The sequence below is a fragment of the Leptolyngbya sp. CCNP1308 genome (assembly GCF_034932455.1).
Taxonomy (GTDB): Bacteria; Cyanobacteriota; Cyanobacteriia; order Phormidesmidales; family Phormidesmidaceae; genus Nodosilinea.
The window spans coordinates 1-22,572 of record NZ_JAYGIH010000086.1 but is presented as its reverse complement, the minus strand read 5'-3'; the positions used below and the strand labels follow the sequence as shown (position 1 = coordinate 22,572).

At 51.6% G+C, this 22,572-nt stretch carries 21 protein-coding genes; 13 read left to right on the top strand and 8 right to left on the bottom strand.

What is annotated here, in order from left to right:
• Positions 1 to 578 precede the first annotated feature (578 nt).
• The 3 genes from VB780_RS25335 to VB780_RS25325 all read left to right on the top strand — a co-directional run bounded on the left by VB780_RS25335 (position 579) and on the right by VB780_RS25325 (position 1,780).
• Positions 579 to 725, top strand: a complete 147-nt coding sequence (locus VB780_RS25335) for a hypothetical protein (protein ID WP_323353972.1) — start codon at positions 579 to 581, stop codon at positions 723 to 725.
• Positions 726 to 787: 62 nt separating this feature from the next.
• On the top strand, positions 788 to 1,393 hold the full coding sequence (locus VB780_RS25330; protein WP_323353971.1) for a hypothetical protein: 606 nt from the start codon (positions 788 to 790) through the stop codon (positions 1,391 to 1,393).
• 138 nt (positions 1,394 to 1,531) lie between these two features.
• Positions 1,532 to 1,780, top strand: a complete 249-nt coding sequence (locus tag VB780_RS25325; RefSeq protein WP_323353970.1) for a hypothetical protein — start codon at positions 1,532 to 1,534, stop codon at positions 1,778 to 1,780.
• Here the strand turns inward: VB780_RS25325 and VB780_RS25320 are convergent.
• Both VB780_RS25320 and tnpC read right to left on the bottom strand, forming a co-directional pair.
• Positions 1,777 to 2,145 (bottom strand): hypothetical protein, encoded by a 369-nt coding sequence (locus VB780_RS25320; protein WP_323353969.1) that lies wholly within the window; start codon positions 2,143 to 2,145, stop codon positions 1,777 to 1,779. The genes VB780_RS25325 and VB780_RS25320 overlap by 4 nt on opposite strands.
• Before the next feature lie 116 nt (positions 2,146 to 2,261).
• Positions 2,262 to 3,629, bottom strand: coding sequence for an IS66 family transposase (gene tnpC, locus VB780_RS25315; protein ID WP_323353968.1), 1,368 nt, complete (start codon positions 3,627 to 3,629; stop codon positions 2,262 to 2,264).
• 48 nt (positions 3,630 to 3,677) lie between these two features.
• Between tnpC and VB780_RS25310 the strand changes: the two genes are divergently transcribed.
• The 4 genes from VB780_RS25310 to VB780_RS25295 all read left to right on the top strand — a co-directional run bounded on the left by VB780_RS25310 (position 3,678) and on the right by VB780_RS25295 (position 7,417).
• Entirely contained in the window at positions 3,678 to 4,073 is a 396-nt protein-coding gene (locus VB780_RS25310; protein WP_323353967.1) for a translesion error-prone DNA polymerase V autoproteolytic subunit, read from the top strand.
• Entirely contained in the window at positions 4,070 to 5,221 is a 1,152-nt protein-coding gene (locus VB780_RS25305) for a Y-family DNA polymerase (RefSeq protein WP_323353966.1), read from the top strand. Before VB780_RS25310 ends, VB780_RS25305 begins: the two co-directional genes overlap by 4 nt.
• On the top strand, positions 5,160 to 5,309 hold the full coding sequence (locus VB780_RS25300) for a DUF4113 domain-containing protein (RefSeq protein WP_323353965.1): 150 nt from the start codon (positions 5,160 to 5,162) through the stop codon (positions 5,307 to 5,309). The genes VB780_RS25305 and VB780_RS25300 overlap by 62 nt, the downstream gene beginning before the upstream one ends.
• A gap of 176 nt (positions 5,310 to 5,485) precedes the next feature.
• Complete coding sequence (locus VB780_RS25295) at positions 5,486 to 7,417, top strand: protelomerase family protein (RefSeq protein WP_323353964.1); 1,932 nt, start codon at positions 5,486 to 5,488, stop codon at positions 7,415 to 7,417.
• Between the two features lie 101 nt (positions 7,418 to 7,518).
• Here the strand turns inward: VB780_RS25295 and VB780_RS25290 are convergent, their stop codons facing one another.
• From VB780_RS25290 to VB780_RS25275, 4 genes are all read right to left on the bottom strand, one after another.
• On the bottom strand, positions 7,519 to 7,908 hold the full coding sequence (locus VB780_RS25290; protein WP_323353963.1) for an AbrB family transcriptional regulator: 390 nt from the start codon (positions 7,906 to 7,908) through the stop codon (positions 7,519 to 7,521).
• Between the two features lie 152 nt (positions 7,909 to 8,060).
• Complete coding sequence (locus VB780_RS25285; protein ID WP_323353962.1) at positions 8,061 to 8,723, bottom strand: hypothetical protein; 663 nt, start codon at positions 8,721 to 8,723, stop codon at positions 8,061 to 8,063.
• Positions 8,724 to 9,512 carry a hypothetical protein gene (locus tag VB780_RS25280; protein WP_323353961.1) on the bottom strand — a complete coding sequence of 263 codons (789 nt, stop codon included), beginning with the start codon at positions 9,510 to 9,512 and terminating at the stop codon, positions 8,724 to 8,726.
• 42 nt (positions 9,513 to 9,554) lie between these two features.
• Entirely contained in the window at positions 9,555 to 10,067 is a 513-nt protein-coding gene (locus tag VB780_RS25275) for a hypothetical protein (RefSeq protein ID WP_323353960.1), read from the bottom strand.
• A 581-nt stretch (positions 10,068 to 10,648) separates the two neighbouring features.
• Between VB780_RS25275 and VB780_RS25270 the strand changes: the two genes are divergently transcribed.
• From VB780_RS25270 to ltrA, 3 genes are all read left to right on the top strand, one after another.
• A complete protein-coding gene (locus VB780_RS25270) occupies positions 10,649 to 10,978 on the top strand; it encodes a hypothetical protein (protein WP_323353959.1) in 330 nt (109 codons plus the stop codon).
• Complete coding sequence (locus VB780_RS25265; protein WP_323353958.1) at positions 10,959 to 12,137, top strand: relaxase/mobilization nuclease domain-containing protein; 1,179 nt, start codon at positions 10,959 to 10,961, stop codon at positions 12,135 to 12,137. Before VB780_RS25270 ends, VB780_RS25265 begins: the two co-directional genes overlap by 20 nt.
• A gap of 717 nt (positions 12,138 to 12,854) precedes the next feature.
• Positions 12,855 to 14,561 (top strand): group II intron reverse transcriptase/maturase, encoded by a 1,707-nt coding sequence (gene ltrA, locus VB780_RS25260; protein ID WP_323353957.1) that lies wholly within the window; start codon positions 12,855 to 12,857, stop codon positions 14,559 to 14,561.
• A 210-nt stretch (positions 14,562 to 14,771) separates the two neighbouring features.
• Here ltrA and VB780_RS25255 read toward each other — a convergent pair whose 3' ends face one another.
• Positions 14,772 to 16,166: a hypothetical protein gene (locus VB780_RS25255; RefSeq protein WP_323353956.1), complete on the bottom strand. Its 1,395-nt coding sequence runs from the start codon at positions 16,164 to 16,166 to the stop codon at positions 14,772 to 14,774.
• A 200-nt stretch (positions 16,167 to 16,366) separates the two neighbouring features.
• Between VB780_RS25255 and VB780_RS25250 the strand changes: the two genes are divergently transcribed.
• The 3 genes from VB780_RS25250 to VB780_RS25240 all read left to right on the top strand — a co-directional run bounded on the left by VB780_RS25250 (position 16,367) and on the right by VB780_RS25240 (position 21,014).
• On the top strand, positions 16,367 to 17,329 hold the full coding sequence (locus tag VB780_RS25250) for a hypothetical protein (protein WP_323353955.1): 963 nt from the start codon (positions 16,367 to 16,369) through the stop codon (positions 17,327 to 17,329).
• A 53-nt stretch (positions 17,330 to 17,382) separates the two neighbouring features.
• Complete coding sequence (locus VB780_RS25245; RefSeq protein WP_323353954.1) at positions 17,383 to 18,516, top strand: DUF3800 domain-containing protein; 1,134 nt, start codon at positions 17,383 to 17,385, stop codon at positions 18,514 to 18,516.
• 1,307 nt (positions 18,517 to 19,823) lie between these two features.
• Complete coding sequence (locus VB780_RS25240) at positions 19,824 to 21,014, top strand: virulence factor (protein ID WP_323353953.1); 1,191 nt, start codon at positions 19,824 to 19,826, stop codon at positions 21,012 to 21,014.
• Positions 21,015 to 21,817: 803 nt separating this feature from the next.
• Here the strand turns inward: VB780_RS25240 and VB780_RS25235 are convergent.
• On the bottom strand, positions 21,818 to 22,156 hold the full coding sequence (locus VB780_RS25235) for a hypothetical protein (RefSeq protein WP_323353952.1): 339 nt from the start codon (positions 22,154 to 22,156) through the stop codon (positions 21,818 to 21,820).
• Between the last annotated feature and the right edge of the window lie 416 nt (positions 22,157 to 22,572).

Below are 22,572 nucleotides of genomic sequence, written 5' to 3'. Positions count from 1 at the left end.
AAGAATGCTTTATAGGGGTATAGCGGTTGTAGTCTAGCGTTTTTTGGAATTCCAAAAAACGCTAGACTACAACCGCTATACCCCTATAAAGCATTCTTATATCTCTATTACTTATACCTTTATACCCTTTCGCGTGATCCCCATTATGCGATCGCGATCCTCTGAAAACCCTGAAACCCTTGTAAATAAAGGCTTTTGGCCGTTCTGTCTCTTGCTGCGATCGCCAGCGATCCCCGACTTGCATAAAAAATTTCTATTCTTTTGACTGCTATTATATTAATATTTCATATATACAACTGTGTGTAAGGCAGAGATATAAGAGATTTATATCAATCAGTTTGCACGGCTTTTCAAAGCTTTCAGCCTCCAAGAAGCGCGATCGCCCCATATATCATCCCTGCTTATATCTTAATGCCTGACAGGATACGACATAAAACAGAAGTTGTATTACGTCAAAGCCCTGCCCTACAAGGCTTCTGGATTGCAACGTGACTTCCTAAACTTTATTCTGACTGCTATTGCATATTTGTTGCAGTCAAGTTATCATGTAGTAGTCAGCTAAACGGGAGGAACACCCCATGACCACCGCCATCGCTACCCCCCAACCCGAGGTAAAACAGCACCTCGCTCTAGGGCTAGACCCCAGAGATGTGCAATACCTCAGCAGCCACCAGCAGCCTCTTCAACCCCCTGCTGAAACCGTCAACGGCTTCTCCATCGAATAGCGCTACTCGCCTGCCCTCAGCGCCATGAGGGCTCCTCACCCCACACTCTGAGGCAATTCCCCATGAACACCACCCAAGCACTCGTTACCCCCCTGCTAGCCCCTTACGCCACCGCCGCTACCATCCTGGCCACCGCTACCCGCAACACCTGGCAAGCACTGCGAAGCGATCGCGCCATTGACGTCTACCGCACTCTCTCAATCCTGCTCCAGATCGCGGGTTGGCTGGCTTTCCTCGCCTGCCTCTATACCCTCCAAGCAGGCAAGGCCGCTCGTCGCTTCTACGAGGCCGAATGGGCCACCGAAGCCTACGCTCTGGCTCTACGCATTGACCGATCGCTACTCCCCCTCGATGGCGGCGCTGCCCTACCCCAGGCCGATGAACGGCACCCAGATTCCCACACCAACCCTGCACCCGATCGCGTCGTTGCTTTCTCCGACCATGCGTTGGCGAAGCCTCTCCACGGGAGAATCGCCATCCACCCCGACCAGGTGCAGACCGTCCTCAACAGCACCGGCACCGCAACCAACAAACTCCGCACCCTCGCCAACCTCGTCAACCTCCAATGGCGGCATTCCAGAGGAAAGGGCAAGCACATGAGCAACAGCGACATCCGCTCAGCCCTAGCATCCGTCCTCCCCGCTGACCTTCTCGCACAGCTTTCCTAGCCGTCTCGCCCTGGGGGTAGGGCAAAACACACCCCAAAGGCCATTGCGATCGCATCCCCTCGACTCGCTACAGCACCTTGCGATCGCAGCCTCCCCAACCGCTACAGAGACAGCAGATACCCCTATCACCGAAACACCATGAACACCATGAACACCATGAACACCATGAACACCATGAACACCACCACCTTTGAAGCGACGAACAGCCAATACTACGCCCTAGAAAAGGCCAAAGAGAGCTTTGGGCGGCAGTGGAAGGCCAAGCTGAGAGTGTGTTGGGAAACCGGTGTGTACCCCCGTTCCCTGAGCCAGCACAAGCCCGAGCTACAACAAGTCAGGAATGGCGGCGGGCCTCACTGGTTGACCCAGTTCAGATTCGACGACTAATCCCCGGAGGGCTGCTGTAGCCCCTCCGGCAGGTTGCGATCGCGGCTCCCCTCACGGGTGCCCCTCACTGAGGGAATCCGGTTCGAGCAGCCGCTACAGCACCAAAACAACGTTGCAAAGGGGGCGATCGCAGCTTCCCCCGCCCCCCTAGCACCTCTGAACTGAAGGAGAGCCAAGCCGACAAGGCGTTGCGATCGCATAGGGGAGAGCGGCCCCTGCTGGTGGCCAGGGCACGGCGGGCCGGTGGTGACGGGGGACAGGGGGCCTCCCGCTACACACCCCGCGCTGAGGCCGCTGACGCAGGAGTTGATGATGATGCCGGGGGCGATCGCACGGGGGGACTTTCGACAGGCTTTTAAGTTCATCTGTACTATACTGCTCTAACGAGTTCCACTCCGAGGTTCAAATCCTTAGCACACGCGGCTTTTACAGGTGCTCTACCGCTGTTGCGCTGAAGGACGTTTTGTTGTGTTGTAATTGCTCAACTCAGTAGCCAATCGGACTGCTGCGAGGTAAGGGCGCGAGAAATGGCCTCGAAGGCAAACATACCCTGACGGCGAGCCGTGTTTACCAGCGAGCGCACCTGGGCGAACAACTCCGCGCCCCAATCGGAGCGAAAGCCATGGGTGACCTTGCGAAAGACCACACTCCACCGCAGCGCCTGTTCACTGGAATTGTTGGTCGGCGGTATCGTCTCATCGTCGAGGAACAGCAGCAGATGCTCTCGGATCTTTTGGTAACGCTTGAGCAATTGCTGTCCCTCAGGGGACTTGGGGTTCAAATTTAAGATTTCCCGCAGGGTGCCTCGAAATCGAGAGCAGTACTGCCGAACCGTTGATTCCGCCAAGGTCTGTCGTCGTCGGTTCAGGGCAATGGCGTGCAGCAATAAGCGCTTCATCCGGGGGGCAAAGAGGTCATCACCGGCATCAATGGCATACTGACAATCCCTGAGTTGATGAGCCAGGCAGACTTGCCACCGCTCAGCGGGGTGGGCCTTTTGCGCACTGAATAAGTCAGAGACCCAGACCTGAGGGCGATGACCGGCCAGCGTCTCGTCAATCACGGCTTTCCCTCGACTGGGGCGAATCACATGCAGGCAGACCTGCTCATTCTGAAACACCCACTCCCACTGGTTGCGACCATTGATCCGGGCACTGGTTTCATCGCTGCACACCAGGCGGGCACTGCGCAGGCGCTCAACAATCCGGGCCACTGGCGCTGCAAGTTGGGTTTGAACCCGCTGGAGCAGATTCGCAATCGCCCCTTCCGATAGCGTTACCCCGTACAGATCCTCCATTAGTTGGCTTAGCCGCTGGTAGCTCACTGCATGGTGGTACCTCAGATACGTCACCACACTGGCGATGCTCTGTCCAAACGGCGAACCGGGCTCTAACCCAACCGGCACGGGGGCTTCATAGCTCCGCTGACAGCACGGACAGTCTCCCTCATACCGTTCTACTCGGGTCACTTGAGGGCGAACTTGGGGCAGTTCAATCCGCTCATAGACCGCTTTGAGTTGTTGGCTGGCACGCTCGACCTCGCTGCCGCAGTGAGGGCAACGGTTCACTTGCGCTACCACTACTTGGTCGGGCGATGCACTCAGTTCACGGCCACCACCCGCTCGGCCCACGCTGGCCGTTCGTTGGCTTTGGTTGGGTTTGGAACCCTCTGAATTGGGCTTAAATCCTTTCGCTGGAGGCAAGCTTGAATTGCGCGACGTTTTCTTGATGCCTTTCCGTTTCAGCCTCTCAACCTCTGCCTGCAAGCCTTGCACCACCTGCCACAGCTCTCGAATCAGAGCATCTTTCTCCTCAGAACTGAGGCCTTCTAGCGGCGGCAGGTCTTTCATGCCAAAAGTCTACCACCCTCTCTCATTCGCCGGTACCCGTCAACCCAGTTGAGCAATTACGTTGTGTTTATCGTCACTGTCCCCGCTGGGTTCCCCTCCCCGGCGGAAGATTATGCTGAGGGGCCTCTCGACCTAAACCGTTACCTCATCCACCATCCTGCCGCGACCTTCTTCGTGCGGGTCAAGGGCGACTCGATGATCGGAGCAGGGATCTTCTGTGGTGACCTGCTGATTGTGGATCGGGCGCTGATGCCTAACCACGGCAACGTGGTTATTGCTGTGGTCAACGGCGACCTGACGGTGAAGCGTTTTCATCAAGAGGCCGGGCAGATCCGGCTGCTGCCTGAGAATCCAGACTATGACCCTATCGTGATTGACTGCGATACTGACTTTTCCATCTGGGGCGTGGTCACTAGGGCCATTCACTTCCTGAGGGGCTCATGATCGCTTTGACAGACGCGAATAATTTCTATGTGTCCTGTGAGCGGGTGTTCAATCCCAAGCTGGAGGGTAAGCCGGTGGTGGTGCTCTCGAACAACGATGCTTGCGTGGTGGCCCGCTCTAATGAGGTCAAAGCTCTGGGGGTGAAGATGGGCACACCGCTGTTTGAACTGCGATCGCTCATCCATGAGCATCAGATTCAGGTGTTTTCCAGCAACTACGCGCTCTATGGCGACCTGTCGCGACGGGTGATGGCGGTGCTGGGGCAGTTCTCCTCTGAGGTTGAGGTGTACTCCATTGATGAGGCATTCCTGGGTCTTGCGGGACTGTCCTGTGAGATGGTGGCTCATCACATGCGGCTGACGGTGAAGCAGTGGACGGGCATTCCGGTTTCGGTCGGGGTGGTCACGACCAAAACGCTGGCCAAGATCGCCAATCATCAGGCTAAGCAGCAGGGGGGTGTCTGTGTTCTGCACGAGGCTGAGCCAGTGCTGGCTCCGTTGCCGGTGTCGGAGGTGTGGGGCATTGGGCGGCGGCTGACTCAACGTCTGGAGGCTCACGGCATCACTACGGCCCTGCACCTGCAACAGGCTGACCTGGCCCTGATCCGGCAGCTGCTCGGCATCGTTGGGGTCAGGACTGTTCTAGAGCTGCGCGGGGTGGCCTGCCTGCCCCTGGAGCTATGTCCCCAGCCGCGTAAGAGCTGTTGTGTTTCTCGTGGCTTTGGGCGGCCTGTGACGTCTCTGGCTGAGCTGAAGCAGGCGATCGCCTCCTATGGAAGTACAGCAGCGGCTAAGCTCAGGCGCGATCACCGGGTGGCGCAATCCATGCAGGTGTTCATCACGACCAACCGCTTTCGATCCCGAGAACCGCAGTATGCCAATTCAGAGACGTTGGTGTTTCCCTACCCTGCCAGTGATACCCCGACGATAGTTCGGGCGGCGTTGGGGGCCGCTGAGCGGTTATATCGGCCTGGGTACGGCTATCACAAGGCGGGGGTGATGCTGTTGGATCTGAGCCACGGGGCGATCTGCCAGGGCGGATTGTTTAGGGATGAGACGAAGAGAGAGAGAGAGGGCGGGGCGGCTGATGGTGGCTGTGGATTCGCTCAATCGGCAGTTTGGGGCCGGGACGGTGCGCTGGGCTGCTGAGGGGTTGCAGCAGGGGTGGAAGATGCGGGCGGAATGGCGATCTCAACGGTTTACGACTCGGTGGGATGAACTAGTGGTGGTGAGGTAGACGGCGGGGGGGATGCGTTGGCCCCTTGGGCCGGTCTTTGACCATCGCGTCGTTGTTGCCGATGTAATTCGCCTGACCTGTGGGAATTTGAGTAGTTGACCGATATAGATCTATTGACTGCTATAATCAAACTCGTAGATGATGCCGCTCACTAACGTACCGTTCCGACAACAGCTATGGCCTCTCTATCTCAAACCTTCGACACCACCCGCGCTGAAATCGTCGCGGCGATGGAGGCTCGTATTGAAAAGGGCGATCGCACCAAGCTGACTAAGAAAGAACTGGAGGAGTTGATCGCTATCCTCGTGGCCAAGCTGGTGGAGATGAATGCCCTTGGCACTGACACGAAGGCAGCAATCGACCGTCTCTGTGCGGCGGAACAGGAGCTTTTGGAAATGGCCTATCCCCGCAGCAGTATCAATTCGGTCTATTTCCCGCGCTACACCAAGGCGATTAAATCCGCGATTGAGACGGGGCGCATTACCCTCAATGGCAAAAATTCGTACCCTCGGCGGTGGACGAAGCGCAATCCGCTGCCAGGGGAGCCCAGCAGTGGTTCTGAGGAACGACACTACGCTTTAGACGGGTTCACCTACCCGATTGAGGTGCAGGCCCAGCTCAGAGCCGCCACTACCCAAAATGCCAATGCTCGTCAGGACGATCGCCAGCCCGTCGATCTCGATGACTATATGGGCAAAGTCAACTTCTTACTGGCCTCGAATGACCCGATCGACTTGATCATCGCGATCGCCGCTGTCACCGGAAGACGGCACACAGAGGTCGTCAGTCTCGGGCAGCTCCAACCCCATGTGGGGGAGATGGCTCAGCTCATTCCCCAGGGCCATCCCTATCTGCTGCACTTTACCGGGCAGCAGAAGGCGGCGAAGCCTGCCTATGACTTGCTGACCCTGGTGCCTGCCCAGGATGTTTTGCTGGCGATTGAAAAACTCAGGGCCACCGCTGACATTCATGACCTGGCTGGGGTCGCCTCGGAGGATCCCAGGATGGAGGCGCTCAATGCTCGGGTCAATCGTCGGGTCATCAAGGTGCTCGATGACGTGCTGCCCACCCCGAAGGGGTTTACCAATATCTCCATTCATCGCTGCCGGGCGGTCTATGTGCCGATCGCGCTCCACTACTTTTGCCCTCCCAATATGGCCGAGCAGCGTCTGGCGCAACACCTCCTCGGTCATGTCCTGCTCGATGACACCACCACGGGCAATGCGTCGGTGACGGGGCATTACTACCAGTATTATCTGACTCGAAATGGGAAGCCGCTTACGGCGCGGGGGGTGAAACTGGCGGCGAGTGGCCCCATTCCGCTGCCGCCTGATGAGCTTGACGCACCCGTTGAACCATCCCCTACAGAAAACCAAGGAGCACTGACCGTGGCTGATTCTCTTCCCGCAAAGACGACGCCGAGTCCGCAGGTGAATGGGGCTGGGGAGGGTGACCCGGTGTGGGCGACGATCTCTTCTCAGGCGGCGACAATTTCAACTCAGGCTCAAACCATCTCGGCGCAGGCGGCAACCATCGATCGCCTCGCTCGCGCTGGCGGCGGGCAGGGCGATGACTCGGAATTCAAGGCGTTGAAGGTTGAACATGCACGTCTGGTGGCGATGCTTGACGAGTTGAGGGCGATCGCCGCTGACCCTAATCAGCTCCAGGCTGCTCAGCGATTCTTTGCTTTCGAGTTTGACCACGAGGGCGAGGGACTCGATGGCGAGGGGGGTGTGCAACCGGCTGCACCCGTGGCACCGGCTGCACCTAGACCCGCTCGGGCTGAGGAGGAGGACAATGGCCATGACAAGGCCCAAGGCACTAAGCCTTATCAGCGGGGGGTGCGGCTCCTTGAACTCGCTCAGCTATGGGCTCAGGAACATCCCGATGCAACCGTCAAGTTTTCGGGGGCGTTACTCAAGGCCGTCGGCGTTCATGCGGCCGCCATTAAAGCGATTACGACTGACCTCGAAGATGACATTGAGGCCTTCAACAGGTCTCTGGGTGATGATTCTCTCAAAACCCATAACAAGGGGAGAACCGAGCCCTTCCTCAAATTCGCAGCCGGAAAACTCCAAAATGAAGGGCTATATCAACCCCGTAGCTAAACTACAGAAAAAATATAGGCAACTCACCTTGAATCGTGAGTTGCCCTTTGGAACCCAAAACTCATTTCTGGAACAAACACGTCATTGGCATTGCTATCCAATCAGGCGTCATCTTCATTGCCTTCATCATCCAGCTTAACCAAGTGAATATGCTTATAGCCCAGCTTAATTTTGAACTCGTCGCCCGTCTTCAGCCCCATCTCTTGCGTATAGGCCGCGCCAATCACAATCTGGCCATTCTTGTGGACAGTTAGAGTGTAAGATGCTTCTCGGCCTCGACCATCTGCACTCTTTTGGGGTTCAAGCTGAATGCCTTTGGCCGCTAGTAACGCATCGTAGAACTCGGCTAGAGCAACACGGGTTTGTCCATCTTTGCTGACGGTGTAATACCCGCATTCCCTAGCTAGTTCTCGCTTGCTCCGTCCATCATTCTCTTTCACCTTGGCCAGAAGCGCTTTGCCTGTCAGTGCTTCTCTCTCTTTTACTGCCATAACTTAGAACGCCCAAAAAATATAGGTCAAAATCCTAAACAATCCACAGGAAATGATTCCAGAGGCTTTTAAAATTTCTTTCCTACTTTATCTAATAACTTGAATAAAAAGACAGAGGCTTTCATCCCCTATGGCTCAGATGGCGCGTTGCTCTAATCATCCTCGACTATCCCCAGCCAAATTTCGATGCGCTCTAGACGGCGATCTACCGTTCCGCCACTAGCGCGGACGTCGCTCAGGGCTGTCTGAAACCCGCTGCCTCGGAAGATGAGGTACTGAAGCACTCCCATCACCGCTGTTCCCATCAACAACCACACCACCGCCGCTCTCCATTGCGCGAGTTCAGTCCAGATCGACGTTCCGCTTCCGCTTCTTTGGCAGGCGCTGCGCTGAATCAACCGACGCAGCGCCTGCAATTCCGCCTTGACTTCGGTTGTGATCTGCGGATCGGTCACCGGGGGCACCTGGCTCCCGAGTTTCTCCATCTCCACGATCAAGCTGGGCAGCGATGCGGCTAAGGTCGTCAGTGGCCCTTCTGCCCGCTTCAACATCACCTCTGATGACACCAAGTATTGACCAAACCGTACCAAGTGTTCTCCGAGTGTCCTGTAGCCGCTGCTCACTTCCGCTGTCTCCTGGGTGCGCACCTCCAGCAGCCGCGATAGGCTCTGTGTGATCTCCTGCCATTGGTCTAAACTCACACGAATGTGGGCAACGTCCTGATGGTGAACTCGCTCTAGGGCTTCCATCCGCAGTAGCAGTTCATGCAGAACGGTTTCAATACTGGCAATATCCTCAACGCTTTGCTGCCCCATTTACACCGCCTCAGCAACAGGAACAGGTAGGCCGAGCAACTGTCCAGTTGCCTCTATCTGGGCACTACCACGACGAACAAACGACCGTGCCAGCAACTTGTCTCCCAAGGGCAGGCTGTCGAGGGCCGTGAATGGTGTGTAGTTGGCTTGCATGGCCTTAAAGGTGGTATCGGCCAATCGTGGCAGCTCAATCTCGACTCCCCCATACTTCTTGACTCGCTTGCGTTCTTTTGACTCGTCCCATAACGAAAATGCGTCTTTCAGTCCGTCACTGGCAAAATACTGGTTCTTAACCACCACCCAGCGAACCGTGTCGCCGCAGAAGTCTAACATTCGGCTAATCGACTCAATCGGCGCATAGCTAGTGCTAATCACGCTGATGATCGTCACGCCATACCCCATCTCGCCACAGGCTGGAATCAGGTCAAAGACATCAATTTGCTCCCGCAATCGGGTACTTGAGGCGGCGGGCATATCCAAAATCACCACGTCAGCTGGGCAGCGACGGGCCAACGTGGGAAGCCGACTGGCCACTGAGGTCGCCACCTCTCCCGACAGCATTGTCACCAGGTTTTTACCGCCATCCAACGATAGGCAATCCATCGTCGGCACCGCAAATTGATCTGGATCGGCATGGAATGACGAAAACTCTGGATTCTCTTGATCTGAGTCAATACCAATTACTTTCGACCCGGCATTATCTAAGGTCGCGTAGAGCAACCGCGCAAACAGCGTTTTACCGGTTCCACCCTTCGCACCATTGATGATGTTTACAGTTTTATTCGACACGGGACAATCCCTCTAAACGACATGTTAACCATCTAAATTTGTCTAGCCATCCCAGTGAGTGGGCGGTCTAATGCCGGGCCGCCGTGGCACTTGAAACCCCGAATCTCCTCCACTAGCCGTTTTTTTTCGGCCTTTGCCTGGAGCAACAGCTGGGTCTCTTGGTACATCAGCAGCAACCTGTGTCTTATCCTCACCAGCATCACTAACACCGGCAGGCTCAACTACAGGCGGTGACTTAGTCACATCAGATTTGCTCTTGCTCTTCTTCTTTTTCTTTCCACTAGATTCAGCCTTAATTCTGTAGTAGTAACGTTTTAGAGTAGATGCACTAATGGAAATCTCCTGACCTGTAATAGTCTTAAAAGAAGTCATCACTTGTTTTGCGGTAACACCCCAGTCTTTTTCATTTACTCTAAATAGGGTGATTGCATCAAAGCAGTCCTTAACAACTCCATAATTAGTCAACTCCTCACCTCTATTAGTCAACTGCTGCATAGGCGCACTATCAGTAATATGATTACTAACTTTCTCCCTAATAGACTCAGTTAAAGTCATCAATAAAACCTCAATCTAATACACCTTTGGCATTCACCCTCTAGTCACCTTTGGCATTCACCCTTTAGTCACCTTTGGCATTCACCTTCTAGTCACCTTTGGCATTCACCCTTTAGTCACCTTTGGTGTTCACCCTCTAGTCACCTTTGGTGTTCACCCTCTAGTCACCTTTGGTGTTCACCCTCTAGTCACCTTTGGTGTTCACCCTCTAGTCACCTTTGGTGTTCACCCTCTAGTCACCTTTGGTGTTCACCTTCTAGTCACCTTTGGCATTCACCTTCTAGTCACCTTTGGCATTCACCTTCTAGTCACCTTTGGCATTCACCTTCTAGTCACCTTTGGCATTCACCTTCTAGTCACCTTTAAAAAATATTTTTTCTTTGGCAAGTTGTGGCTACCCTAGCACCTTGTCATTCACTTATACTGGCAACTACAACAGAGAAGTTTTCCGATATTCTTCCTGCTCATAACTTAAGATCACTCCCCTAAACTCTCCTTGGATAGTAGCCTTCGAATATCTCCCCCATATCGCAAGTCGACCTTTTGGGGCAAAGAATTGTTAAGCATTCACTGTGCCAATCATGACTACCTCACGTAATACCCGCATCGTGGTGAACGTTTCTGAGGCTGAGGCTAGAGCCATTCAGCGGGCGGCCCATCCAGCACACCCGGCAACCTTCCTCCGCAACCTCGGCCTACGACCACCACCGGCTACGGTCACGCATCGAGAGGTGTATGCCCATCTCAGCCGGTGGAATCAAAAGGTGGATGACCTCCGGCGACGTTACGCCACGGCAGCACCCCCCTCTCTACTCCAAGACTTGAGAGACTTGCGGCAGTCAATCTTAGAAACACAGCGCACCTTAATCACACCTGTCCCTGAGGGCGATCATGCTGATCAAGATCGTTAAAGGCAGCAACGCCCACGGGCTTTGTTCCTACCTACTTAACCCGGCCAAACAAACGACAGCCAGTAGCGCCCATCCAATCATTGCTACCAATATGGCGTGGAGCAATCCAGAGGGCTTGGCTCGTGAATTTGACTGGGTAACCTCTCGCCCTCGGCAACGTCCTGTGAAGCACACCATGGCTCACCTGATGGTTAGCCTCTCACCAGGAGAGCACGTTGCTCCAACTCAGATGGCTGACATCTCCCTGAAAATTTTAGACAGCATGGGCTACGGGGATTGCCCTTTCTTTGTCACCCAGCATCATGACAAAGCGTCTGCTAATGGGGTGCAGCATTGGCACATTGCTACCACCACCATTGATGTAGAAGGTGCTTGGGTCAAGGACAGCTTTAGCAAGCTGAAAGTGCAAAATCTGGCTCGACAGCTAGAGCAAGATATGGGCCTTATCCCCCTCACTGTTGCCTCACCACGGCAGCGGCAAAACCTCACCACGGGTGAATATCGGCGTAAGGAACGCACGGGCGAAATCCTGCCCAAGGAGATGATCTGGGATGAGATTGGCCGCGCGACAAACGACAACCCTACCTTGTCTATGCTGGTGACCCGGCTCAAGGCTAGCGGTATTGAGGTTCACCTGCGACAGATTGCCTCTCCAGGGGAAAAGCCTGCCTTCACGGGTATTTCCTATTCCGTTGATGGCCATTCATTTGCCGGTCGTCGCCTCGGGCCTGCTTACTCCCTGAAGGGTCTCCAGATGCACCGACAGATTGAGTATCGCCCCGACCAAGATGCGGTGCTGGCTCAAGTAATGGATATGTCTCAGGCTCAGTGTCAGCAGCAGCTCGCCGATTACGAGGCGCTGCGGCAGCTTTGGAGGGAACGCTACGACCTCTACGCCAGGGCCGTCCAAGGCGGCTCTGACGAGCCCCAGGGGGGACAATTAGATGTCGCGGTTGCCCGGCTTGCTGTCTCAGATGGAGAACCCACAAAAGACATTGTGGGCATCCTCCGGCAGGGGCCAACGGCGCAAGCCCAACGCCTGAACCAGGGACACTATGCGGCGCTGGAGTACTGCCAACAAATCGCCAATCAACTGACCCACCGCCACAGTGATCCCATACTTCAGCCAACCAGAAAATCTCTAGAAATTGAGCTTTAGCTAAAGCTTTGTTTTCTGGCGGGACGCTGCATAGCTTTCTCAATCCGAGGTATTGGACATGAGCACTTATACTCTGTGCCAGTAGCGCTAAAACGTGGACTAGCTTCGGACTGTGCGACCCGTTCGCTCGAAATGAGTTGAAAGACTCAGGGATGAGCGGCAAGGAAAATGCCCAAGAGCACCTTGACAACTAGATAACCGTGTAGGTGAGAGCCCATATCTCAATGCGCTCAAGTCCTACCCCCTAGGTGCAAGGGTGACAGCCTATTCCCCACTCAGCGACTGGCTATCAAAGGGTGAAGCGGGAATAAAAGGCGGTAACCAGGGAGCCTCACCTGGAATCCCGTCGAGCACGAATGTATGGAGAGCGAACGCGAAGATGCGTAGCCATCGTTAACTAGAACCAGTCGCCGAGGCCAATCGACTGGGGCCAAAAGGCAAAGGATAAGGGGCTGACCTACGGTCCAGGGATCAGTAAGCACTCCCGATAAACCCGGTGGATAGCATCCTCCTAACCATTCAACCAACGGTTATCTGGAACGGGATAACCTGCTACGACTCTCTCAAGCAACGGTCGATAGCTTGAGTAGGTGCCAAACCGCAAGAGCGTAGCAGGCAGGATTGCCTAAGAAGCAAAGGCCCAGCCGAAGGGCTGGGATAGGCTGACGTAGGCACGATGATGCAAAAGATAGAGTGGCAAGTCGCAGTACAAACGTCATGAACACGTCCTTTACGACGATGTATGAATGGCACTCGCTGCCCTGGCGCAAGCTAGAGCGGCAGGTGTATAAGCTGCAAACGCGAATCTATCGAGCCTCCCGTCGTGGCGATGTCAAAACAGTTCACAGATTGCAACGACTCCTACTGAAGTCCTGGGCAGCCCGATGCCTAGCTGTGCGCCGGGTCAGTCAAGACAACCAGGGAAAACGAACCGCTGGGGTAGATGGCGTAAAGTCACTGAACCCAGTACGTCGGATTCTTCTGGTCAAAAGATTGAGACTGACCGATAAAGCTCAACCCACTCGCCGAGTATGGATTCCCAAACCCGGCAAGGAAGAAAAGCGCCCGCTCGGTATTCCAACAATGGCCGACAGAGCCCGACAAGCGCTGTTGAAGCTGGCGTTGGAACCCGAATGGGAAGCCCGATTTGAGCCCAATAGCTACGGGTTCCGACCAGGACGCTCAGCCCACGATGCGATAGAGGCCATCTTTAACTGCATCCGGATGACTCCCAAGTACGTTCTGGACGCGGATATTTCGCAGTGCTTCGACCGCATCAGTCACCAAGCCCTCCTGCAAGAGCTCAACGCTCCGCCCCTGATTCGTCGTCAGGTAAGAGCGTGGCTCAAGGGGGGAGTGATGGAATCAGGGCAGTGGTTTCCAACCGAAGAGGGCACTCCCCAGCGAGGAGTTATCTCCCCATTGCTAGCCAATATCGCCCTACACGGAATGGAAAACCGAATCAAACAGGTGAGCCCTAAAGCGCATCTGATTCGATATGCCGATGACTTTGTCATTCTCCACGAGCAGCTTGAAGTCATTCAAGCCTGCCAGCAGGCCATTGTCTCCTGGCTAGCCGAGCGAGGCTTAGCGCTACAGCCAAGCAAAACCCGGTACACGCACACCTTGCACCCGTATCAGGGCAATGTGGGATTTGACTTTCTGGGGTTTACAGTCCGGCAAAACCGGGTCGGTAAACATCAGTCCAAGTCCCACCTTGGCCATAAAACGCTCATTACGCCCAGCAAGGCGAACCTAAAGCGACACCTAGCGCAAGTTAGGTCTATTATCCAGGCTTATAGAGCAGCACCGCAAAGTGCGCTGATTCGGGCACTTAACCCGGTTATCCGGGGCTGGACGAACTACGACGCCTCTGGCGTCAGGAAGAAGACCTTTCAGAAAGCGCAGTGGCAGACGTTTTGGAAGCTATGGCGATGGGCGACCCGTCGGCACTCTAACAAGAGTCGTCAGTGGGTCGCGCGTCAATACTGGCACCAGTCCCAATTCTCGACCAGCGATGGCAAGAGTCGGCTCATCAATCACCAAGACACGGCCATTAGGCGACATGTCAAAGTGAAAGCCGACAGAAGCCCTTACGACGGGGACTGGCTCTATTGGAGTCAACGCCTAGGTAAGCACCTTGAACTCCCGACCCGAGTTGCGGTCTTACTAAAACGACAGTCAGGGAAGTGCCCGGCCTGTGGTCTGTATTTCAGGGCAGAAGACCGGATGGAGGTAGACCATGTCCTACCCCTCTGCCAGGGAGGGGGCAACCGATACTCCAACCTGCAACTTTTGCACCGACACTGTCACGACAACAAAACGCTAAGCGATTTGAGGAGGTCTGCCTTGTCAAGGCATTGCATTGTTGAGGAGCTAGATGAGGGGAAACTCTCACGTCTGGTTCTGAAGACGAGCCGTTGAGGCGACTCAGCGGCTTAGTTTAACATTCTAGCTTGTGCCAGTTGTCTCAAAGCCTGATTTTGCCGTTCTTCTTAAAAGTTGCTGCGAAAGCTCTCGATTGGCCTGGATGCCTTGTGTAGAGAGAGCTTTCGCATAAGATGAAGCTGCGGAGGGGTTGCGGCGCGGGCAGCTAGGCTGAGCCATGGCGTGGCCTGGTACAGTACCGTTAATTCAGGATTGTTCAGAAATTGTGTCAATTTTATGTTTAATAGCGGTGTACGCATCTTCCTTAGTTGGTAGCCATTCCGCCAGTTCTAATGAAGTTATATTGTCATCACTATTAGCTTGCATAAATTTGGGATGGCTGTAACAAAGAACATTTACTGCTAAACCACTCCAATCTTGATCGATCGAGTCAAGAGAAACCAGAATAGTCCAGCCACAATAATGCGCCATGTGGTTTTCACAAAATGGTCCATTTTGCCCACCGATGTACATTAGTTGATCTTCTGCCCAGACTTCCGAAGACAATTCTTGATAAGTTGTTGTGCTAGAGGTAGAAGCCTTATATTTTTTGAGAGCTTCTTCAGTTTCAGGAATAAGAGCCATGCATGCTCTTTGATAAAGAAATCCATCTGGGATTTTCAATTTGTAACTGTCTGATTGGGGATCATAATCATGAATTGCAATTTCTCTACCCTCGAAAATCTGTGGATCTATAGGATGCTTCGCAAATGGATTGAGGAGAATATGACAACCATCAAGCAAAGTTTCTTGATGATTTGGTCTTTCAGCAACAAAACGCTGGACTCCTGTTTCAGCCTCCGATTCAATAGCTCTAGAGCCATAAAAAATAACTGGATATTTTCCCTCTCCAGCAAGGGCACGAACCTTACAAAGAGTTGCCCGATTGTTAAAAAAAATGGCACTTACATCAGCCATTGCAGGATTCGTAAATAAGCCTAGAGGAATTTCCACTCCAGGTTTTTTCTGTACTTTATATTTTCTAGACTCCCCTACAATGAGTAATTCTCCTTCGTGAGTGCCCGGAATAATCAAAGGTTGCTCATAAGCGTAAAGAACACGAACAAGAGCTAAGCTATCTTGAAGGAAAAAGAAGGGTTGATCGAATGGGGTAACGCATATTACAAATGGCTTATTCTGGACATGAGCAAGCTTTGAATAAGATGAAATGTATTTCTTGTGTTTATCAGTGACTGCTTGTAATAGTCGGATTGTAGAAAGTCTTAGAATATCCTCCATTTTAGATTCTTCAAGCATACGCGGATCTTTATCCCACTCAGGACGAAAGCCTTGAGGGTGGTTTGCTGTAGTCGCTTCAGCAATAAACTCACCATAAGGAGAAGTTAATATAAAGTCTGGCGCTGGATGGGAGAAGTCAACTGAACAAGTAAGCTCTTTGAAACAGGCAAAGAGATATAATTCCCAAAACGAAGAGTTAAATGTTGTTTGGAATTCTTTTGCAAATTTATTGTCTCGATCTGCAAAACCATCCGCCCAATTTTTCAAGACTTTACTTTCTGGATCGTATAGTCCTGGTTGTGAAATAAGGCGAAAGTGAGGATGTTGAAGTTCTTCAGATACGATAGGTGTGAAGATATCCATAGTTTTAGGGTTAGATAAGTGACTACCAGCTTAGCTCACGGTCGAATGCAGCCACATAACAGCCCGGCTAGAGCGGACTGATGGGAGATCCTGGTGGTGTTGCAAAAGCTACTTGCAGCTGTTTAGCCGAAACGTTATGCCGCTGAACTACAGGCTAGCTGAAGTTATAGACTTGACCGATTTATTGGAAAACGTAAATCATGTCACTGCTTCAAAATGCAATTGACTCTATACAGGTGGGTGTGGAAGACTACTTGATGAACGATGATAGAAGATATCTCTCCGCAGTCAGAAACATTTGCGCCGGAATTCTTCTTCTTTATAAAGAAAAACTTAAGCGGTTATCACCGCTACATGACAAAGAGGTTTTAATAAAACAATTTATAAAGCCTATTTGTGACGAAAAGGGGAATGTTTTGTTTGTTGGTGATGGTGAAAAAACAGTAGACGTTCAGACGATTAAAAAGAGATTCAAAAGTTTGAAGATTGAATATGATTGGAGTAGGTTTGAAGAAATCAATAAACTTCGTAATAATATAGAACATTATTATACTGATAAGTCATCTGGCGCAGTTCGAGAAGTCATTGTCACTTCATTTCTTTTAATTCGAGATTTCATTAGTGAATATTTGGGGGAAGAACCTTACAGTGTTCTTGGTGAAGATTGTTGGCAGACGTTATTGGAGACAGCAGATGTGTATAAGGCAGAAAGTAAAGCTTGCAAGCAATCATTTGAGACATATGGCTTTGAAAGTCAAATATCAGAACATATATTAAAAAATATTAGGTGCCTTTTCTGTCACTCGAGTTTAATTAAAGTTAAAAATAGTGCTGATACTCTCCCCTCTTTGGTTTGTTGCCTGTGTAGTAGAGATCTTGAAATTGATGATGTGATAAAAGAAGAAAAGATACCGTATGATGATCTGGATGCTGAGGAGAGTTTCGCTTCCTGTAACGACAGCGAAAGTATTAACTCTGTAGTAAAGTTGGGCAACAAATGGATCTGCTTTTCCTGCCAGGTAATCCATGATGATGTGGGATACTGTGGCTATTGCAATGAATTCATTGCAGGAGATTTAGAAGATACTTTTTTGTCAGGTTGCTTGCTGTGTGATGGTCAAATGGGACACTATATGAATTCAAGAGCGTACAATGATGATTGAGATATGCCCTTTTCGTCCAGAACCATCATATGTTAGACAAAAAGAGGCGATAAATGTCGAATTTTGATATTAGTAATGTTAGAAGAATGACGAAGATGATTGCACCAGAAGCAGATTTTGACAGTTCTTTTACTTTTTATTATGATGAAACAAATAATATCAGGAAATTTTATGTGAGAGAAATTGACTTTAATTATTCTTTTAATTCGAATTTTGTTTTAGGTGGTTTAGTTTATGAAGGGATCAAACCTGACATTCAACCTTTATTTAATAGACTGAATCTGCAAAAGAATATTACAGAAATAAAGTTCAAGCATATTGCCAGGGGTGAATTTATTAACTGCTTAAAGTCTGAAAAACTGAATATTTTTTTGAAATACCTTTTGCACAATGATTTATACATTCACTATTCAAGTCTAAATATTCTTTACTGGTCTATTGTCGATATTGTTGATTCTGCGATTGCAAACTCAGAAGTGGCAATGCAGCTAGATCTGAATTTCTCGAATCATCTCAAAAATGATCTATATAAACTTTCGAAACTTGAAATTAAATTGGTGGTTAAACTATTTTATAATTCCAATTATCCTAACCTTAAAGGAGGATCAATTCTAGAATTCATTGAAGAGCTAACTTCAATATTTGATGAATATATTGACACACAGGAATTTCATTTTGGATTGGAATCTCTCAGGCAGATACTCAAAGAAGCAAAGAAAAAGGATTCGCTTCCGTTCATAATGGACGAGGAAGATCACATCTTAATAAAGGATTTTTCCCAATTTTACCTAAGACCTATTTATCTGTTCAAAAATTCGAATCATATTTTTGATAATGAGATGGCTATTTCGAAAATCCTTGCCAACTACAAAATTATTAACGAAAGTGAAGAGATAAAAAATTATTCCTTTATTGATTCGCAAAGCGATCTATTTATTCAGGCTTCAGATATTTTTGTTGGTTTAATGAGTAAACTTTCTAGTTATGTAAATACCAATTCGCGGGAGAATATAATAAGTGATTTTGATTCATTGTCCGAAAAGCAATTAAACAATATTGATACTCTTATAGATTTGATAGACAAATCCAACAATAAGAATGTTGCTTTTTTGCATTCAATAGACAGTTACGAAGAACTAACGAAAATGAATTTGATACATGCAATCAGAAATAGAGGCCACGCATAATCGGGATAGGGAGAATCCTCACGAATCCCCCCTCCCACACCACCCTGCAAGCGGGTCCGCACAGGGCGGTTCCTCAGAAAGTATTAGAAATCAAAACCCTCTCGGCTTTTGACCCCAGAGCTGGCTACACCATTACGCGCCGTTCCTATAGCTCCCCCGATCGGGTTCAACGCTCAGAACGAGCCCTGGTGGCTCCTCTCTGCTTTCCATGGTTCGGCCCTTCACCGTATCCGGCCCATTACAGACTGGCATTTGGCTACTATGGCCTCGGCTGACTTCTGCCCCCTTCGCCGGTTGTTGCCAACCGTCGGGCCGTCTCGATTGCCTTAGGGTTCTGTGGCTTCCTGGCCGTTTCCCGCCAGACCTCAGTCAGACTCCCATCGCGCTCTAGACTGTCAAAGGGGCAGATCTCCCCAGATAAGAACGTGAACTTTCCCTGCACAACCGCGTCATTTACCGTATCTCCTAAACCTTTGGGCTTCGTTGTGTTGTGCCAACTCGCCCCAGAGACTCGGCCTTCTATGACGTTTCTGTCCGTCGGCTCGCAGTTTTGCCGCTGGCTTCCTTCAGACCCTTCCTCGCGGAAACGCCCTTGCCTTAAGCTAGTCGTTGTCGTCGCTCGGCTCCTATAACTTTCGAGCATTTGGACGCTGGTTCTCCGACAGGGGACTTTCACCCCATGAGTTCACGCCCATGCTGGGCGTACACACTTCGGTTGGAGCGGACTATCAAGGTCGGTACGTTATGCTTCAAAGGTTGTTGGCAGTCGCTCAACCGAAACGTTAGACCTACTGAAATCACTCAGTTTCCTGAAATATCGACTTTGAATGGGCAGAATGGCACTGTGGGGAGGTAGCTGAGGTGCCTATCGATCAAAACTGAGTGCTCAATGGCCTTGACCTGCTGAAGGCTTGTGGGTTGAATAGTTGCCTGCGCGCGCAACTGCCGTTCTAGCTTACCCCACCCCTATACCCATAGGAGGCCCTGCATAACTGTGTGGTGATTGTCCAGTGCAGCGGTGAACAAATTTTGGAACGTTTCACGAAAGAGCCGCTGAGAGAGATCGTGATGTTACTCTGCGGCGCGGGCAACTAAACCAGAACTGCGTTATTTCCCACCTGACCCGATGTACAGCTCCAGCTCCTGGCCTCAGAAAGTCAATGACAGCGGGTCGTTTTGGAAGGGCGTGGCAGAATGACAGAGTACGGGCATGCGTCAACTGCGTGTCCCCTTGTTGAGATCCACTGCAGTCTGCTAAACCAGTTACTTACTGTAGGCATCGCTGAAATCTACATACTGCTAAGACTATGCGATTGCTTTCTATCGAAACGACCCCTAGCCCCAACTGCATCAAGCTCAATCTAGATGAGAGTATTAGCGATAAAGCCCTGACTTTGCAGAAAGGGGATCCTGCGCCCAATAATCCTGAATGGCTGCAACCATTGCTGGCAGTGGAAGCGATTCAATCTGTTTTTGTAGTCAAAGATTTTGTGACCTTGACCCGCAAAGGCATATCTGATTGGCAACCGATACTGGCTGAAGCCGCCGCTCTAATTGGCGTAGCCGATAATGCCGATTCCAAGCTGCTCACACAGCTAACCCAGCCGCTGCATTCCCCTGAAGACGGTGTGAATGTGCCCTCATCCAGCTCTAATTTAGGCCAGCTCGATGTCGCCGTGCAGGTCTTTCGGGGCATTCCGGTGCAGGTACGGGCGATCGCGGCAGACGGGCAGCAGGCTCGTGTTGCCCTCCCTGAACGCTTTACTCAAGCCCTCCAGCGAACCATTCAGGCGACGGGGGCGGACTATGTAGCCGAGCGCCGCTGGGAGCCTTATCAAGCGCCAGCGGGTGAACCCGAAACCGTGGCCCAGATGGTAGCAGATGAAATTGATAGCTTGCTTGACTTCCCAGCATTGAGCCAGATTGAAGCTGCGGCCATTGCCGAGCGGGCTGATGCCCTCCCGGCTGACAAAATGGCCCAACAGCAAGCCCTCATCGCGGAGCTCTGCCACCCCGATTGGAAACATCGACTCAAGGCACTGCAGCAGCTCGAAGTGACGGCTGAGAACTTGTCGGCGGTGGTGGCCGTACTCGACGATGAGAAAAGCACCCTGCGGCGGTGGGCTGCAGCCCTCATCGGAGCCAGCACCCTGATAACTGCGGTTGCCCCGCTCTGTCGGGTTGTTCGTCAAGATCCCTCGCCCCTGGTGCGCCGGACGGCAGGTGATGCCTTAAGCGACATTGGCGACCCGAGCGCCATGGGCACGATGATCGAAGCCCTGAGCGATTCCTCGGAACTCGTCCGCTGGCGCACTGCTCGGTTTTTAACGGAAATTGGCGATCGCACCGCAGTTGAGCCGCTGCGTCAGGCCATTCAGCAGGAAGCCAAATTTGATGTCAAGGCCGAGATGATGGCCGCCCTTGAGCGGATCGAAGCCGGAGCTAATACTCAGATGCCGATGTGGATGCGCCTGACCCAGGCCGGCGGGTCCCAATAGCTTTTGAATAGGCGCATGACCTTTAGCTCATTCACTATGCCACGGTGATTCCTGGGAGTGCAATGCGAGATGGAAAAAGAACTCGCGATCACTTAGCGCCAGTACGTCCTCCTAAAACGATAGGTTTCCTTTCATGCCTCCTCCCGGTAGTCAGCACCTTCCGGGAGGGGTTCACTTCAGTTCTTCCGCTTTGAGGTCATCCATCGCAGAAGGATAAACTGCATTCTTGTCCACGTTTGATGGTGCTGTGGTCAACCTTAGTGCGGCTACTAGAGAAGTTGAGTAGTTGCGCGTCAGGCAACCCTTCAACGGAGAAATGAGGGTTTCAGACTCTAAAAACAATGAAAGAAGCCGGTGTAAGTAGGTAACCACAATTATTCGTAGGGTGTGTCATCGCCATGCGTGACGCACCAAAGCTAACTACAGCAACGTTTAATTTAGGCTACCTGCTTACTACTCATTTTTGAAGAAAATTAGTTCATCCCTAGTCCAGGTGGTGTACTACTTGAATTCCCCACTGCTTAAGGGATTGCTCGGTAAGTTGCCCCAAATCACAGCTTCGCCAGTTTAGGGCCTTGTTGCCCAAGACATCGTACGAGAAAGTCTTCCAGCGGGTCATAATTTTAGCCATTACTCCTCTTTGCTCTTGCTAAAACTAATGGCTTGCTGCAGTTCTCGAAGCAGGACAAGTACTGTTCGGTCCTCACTTGATAAAAAGGCTTGGTCACTCAAAGCCTTCACTGACTTACCTACGGTGGGTACTAAATGGTCGGGAAATTCGATCTGCATGTGATCTCTCCTACTTAAGCAGTGGTCATTGCATCATTGAGAGCACGTTGTCTCGCATCCTGATGCTCTTTTGTGCAGCCGTCTACTACGTTCAGCCTATAACCTAACTCTTCTAATTCTTCTTTGAGATTAGTGAACTCAGGCTCTGTGCACTCGGTGGTCATCGAGAAGATTGCTTTAAGGCTGTACGCGCCGTGTTGGCCTACGTGCTCGTAGCTTAGGCGGCGTTGCTGAATGGCAGTATGAATTTGCGAAATCCGGAATGAGTTTTCAAAGCTTTGAGCCGTCGCTTCATACCCTGAATCAGCAACGCCGTTTCCTGAAACATCGACTTTGAACGGGCAGAATGACACTGCTGGGAGGTAGCTGAGGTGACATCGATTAAGCCGAGTGCTCAATGGCCTTAACCTGCTGAAGGCTTGTGGGTTGAGTAGTTGCCTGCGCTCGCAGCTATCCAGACAACACAAAAGAACTAAATGGGCCCAAATCGCAGCTCGTATACTTCTCTTCAGTTCCGGGTAATGGTGAAGACGATATCGCAGATGTGGCAACGACCCCGGAGCGAAGAATGTCTCCCATTACCTCGGGCTGTCAGACAGGCTGAACCGTATCGAGTAGCTTCAGACTACGCATAACGAGCTAAGCTCGACTTTATCCAATCAGGCGGCATGGCAAAGTAGCTCGGTCCAGGTGTCGAAGATAGGGCGAGGGACTTTAACGTACTCAAGGTCATCTCGTGATGTCTGAAAAAGCCGGGAAGCCCACAAAT

What these genes read in the sequence shown, in the direction of transcription:
- VB780_RS25320 (WP_323353969.1), bottom strand. Translation starts at nt 2,145, where the DNA reads ATGAACTTAAAAGCCTGTCGAAAGTCCCCCCGTGCGATCGCCCCCGGC.
- VB780_RS25330 (WP_323353971.1), top strand. Translation starts at nt 788, where the DNA reads ATGAACACCACCCAAGCACTCGTTACCCCCCTGCTAGCCCCTTACGCC.
- VB780_RS25255 (WP_323353956.1), bottom strand. Translation starts at nt 16,166, where the DNA reads ATGGATATCTTCACACCTATCGTATCTGAAGAACTTCAACATCCTCAC.
- VB780_RS25245 (WP_323353954.1), top strand. Translation starts at nt 17,383, where the DNA reads ATGTCGAATTTTGATATTAGTAATGTTAGAAGAATGACGAAGATGATT.
- VB780_RS25295 (WP_323353964.1), top strand. Translation starts at nt 5,486, where the DNA reads ATGGCCTCTCTATCTCAAACCTTCGACACCACCCGCGCTGAAATCGTC.
- tnpC (WP_323353968.1), bottom strand. Translation starts at nt 3,629, where the DNA reads ATGAAAGACCTGCCGCCGCTAGAAGGCCTCAGTTCTGAGGAGAAAGAT.
- VB780_RS25335 (WP_323353972.1), top strand. Translation starts at nt 579, where the DNA reads ATGACCACCGCCATCGCTACCCCCCAACCCGAGGTAAAACAGCACCTC.
- VB780_RS25275 (WP_323353960.1), bottom strand. Translation starts at nt 10,067, where the DNA reads ATGACTTTAACTGAGTCTATTAGGGAGAAAGTTAGTAATCATATTACT.
- ltrA (WP_323353957.1), top strand. Translation starts at nt 12,855, where the DNA reads ATGAACACGTCCTTTACGACGATGTATGAATGGCACTCGCTGCCCTGG.
- VB780_RS25325 (WP_323353970.1), top strand. Translation starts at nt 1,532, where the DNA reads ATGAACACCATGAACACCATGAACACCATGAACACCATGAACACCACC.
- VB780_RS25270 (WP_323353959.1), top strand. Translation starts at nt 10,649, where the DNA reads ATGACTACCTCACGTAATACCCGCATCGTGGTGAACGTTTCTGAGGCT.
- VB780_RS25305 (WP_323353966.1), top strand. Translation starts at nt 4,070, where the DNA reads ATGATCGCTTTGACAGACGCGAATAATTTCTATGTGTCCTGTGAGCGG.
- VB780_RS25290 (WP_323353963.1), bottom strand. Translation starts at nt 7,908, where the DNA reads ATGGCAGTAAAAGAGAGAGAAGCACTGACAGGCAAAGCGCTTCTGGCC.
- VB780_RS25285 (WP_323353962.1), bottom strand. Translation starts at nt 8,723, where the DNA reads ATGGGGCAGCAAAGCGTTGAGGATATTGCCAGTATTGAAACCGTTCTG.
- VB780_RS25240 (WP_323353953.1), top strand. Translation starts at nt 19,824, where the DNA reads ATGCGATTGCTTTCTATCGAAACGACCCCTAGCCCCAACTGCATCAAG.
- VB780_RS25265 (WP_323353958.1), top strand. Translation starts at nt 10,959, where the DNA reads ATGCTGATCAAGATCGTTAAAGGCAGCAACGCCCACGGGCTTTGTTCC.
- VB780_RS25250 (WP_323353955.1), top strand. Translation starts at nt 16,367, where the DNA reads ATGTCACTGCTTCAAAATGCAATTGACTCTATACAGGTGGGTGTGGAA.
- VB780_RS25300 (WP_323353965.1), top strand. Translation starts at nt 5,160, where the DNA reads ATGGTGGCTGTGGATTCGCTCAATCGGCAGTTTGGGGCCGGGACGGTG.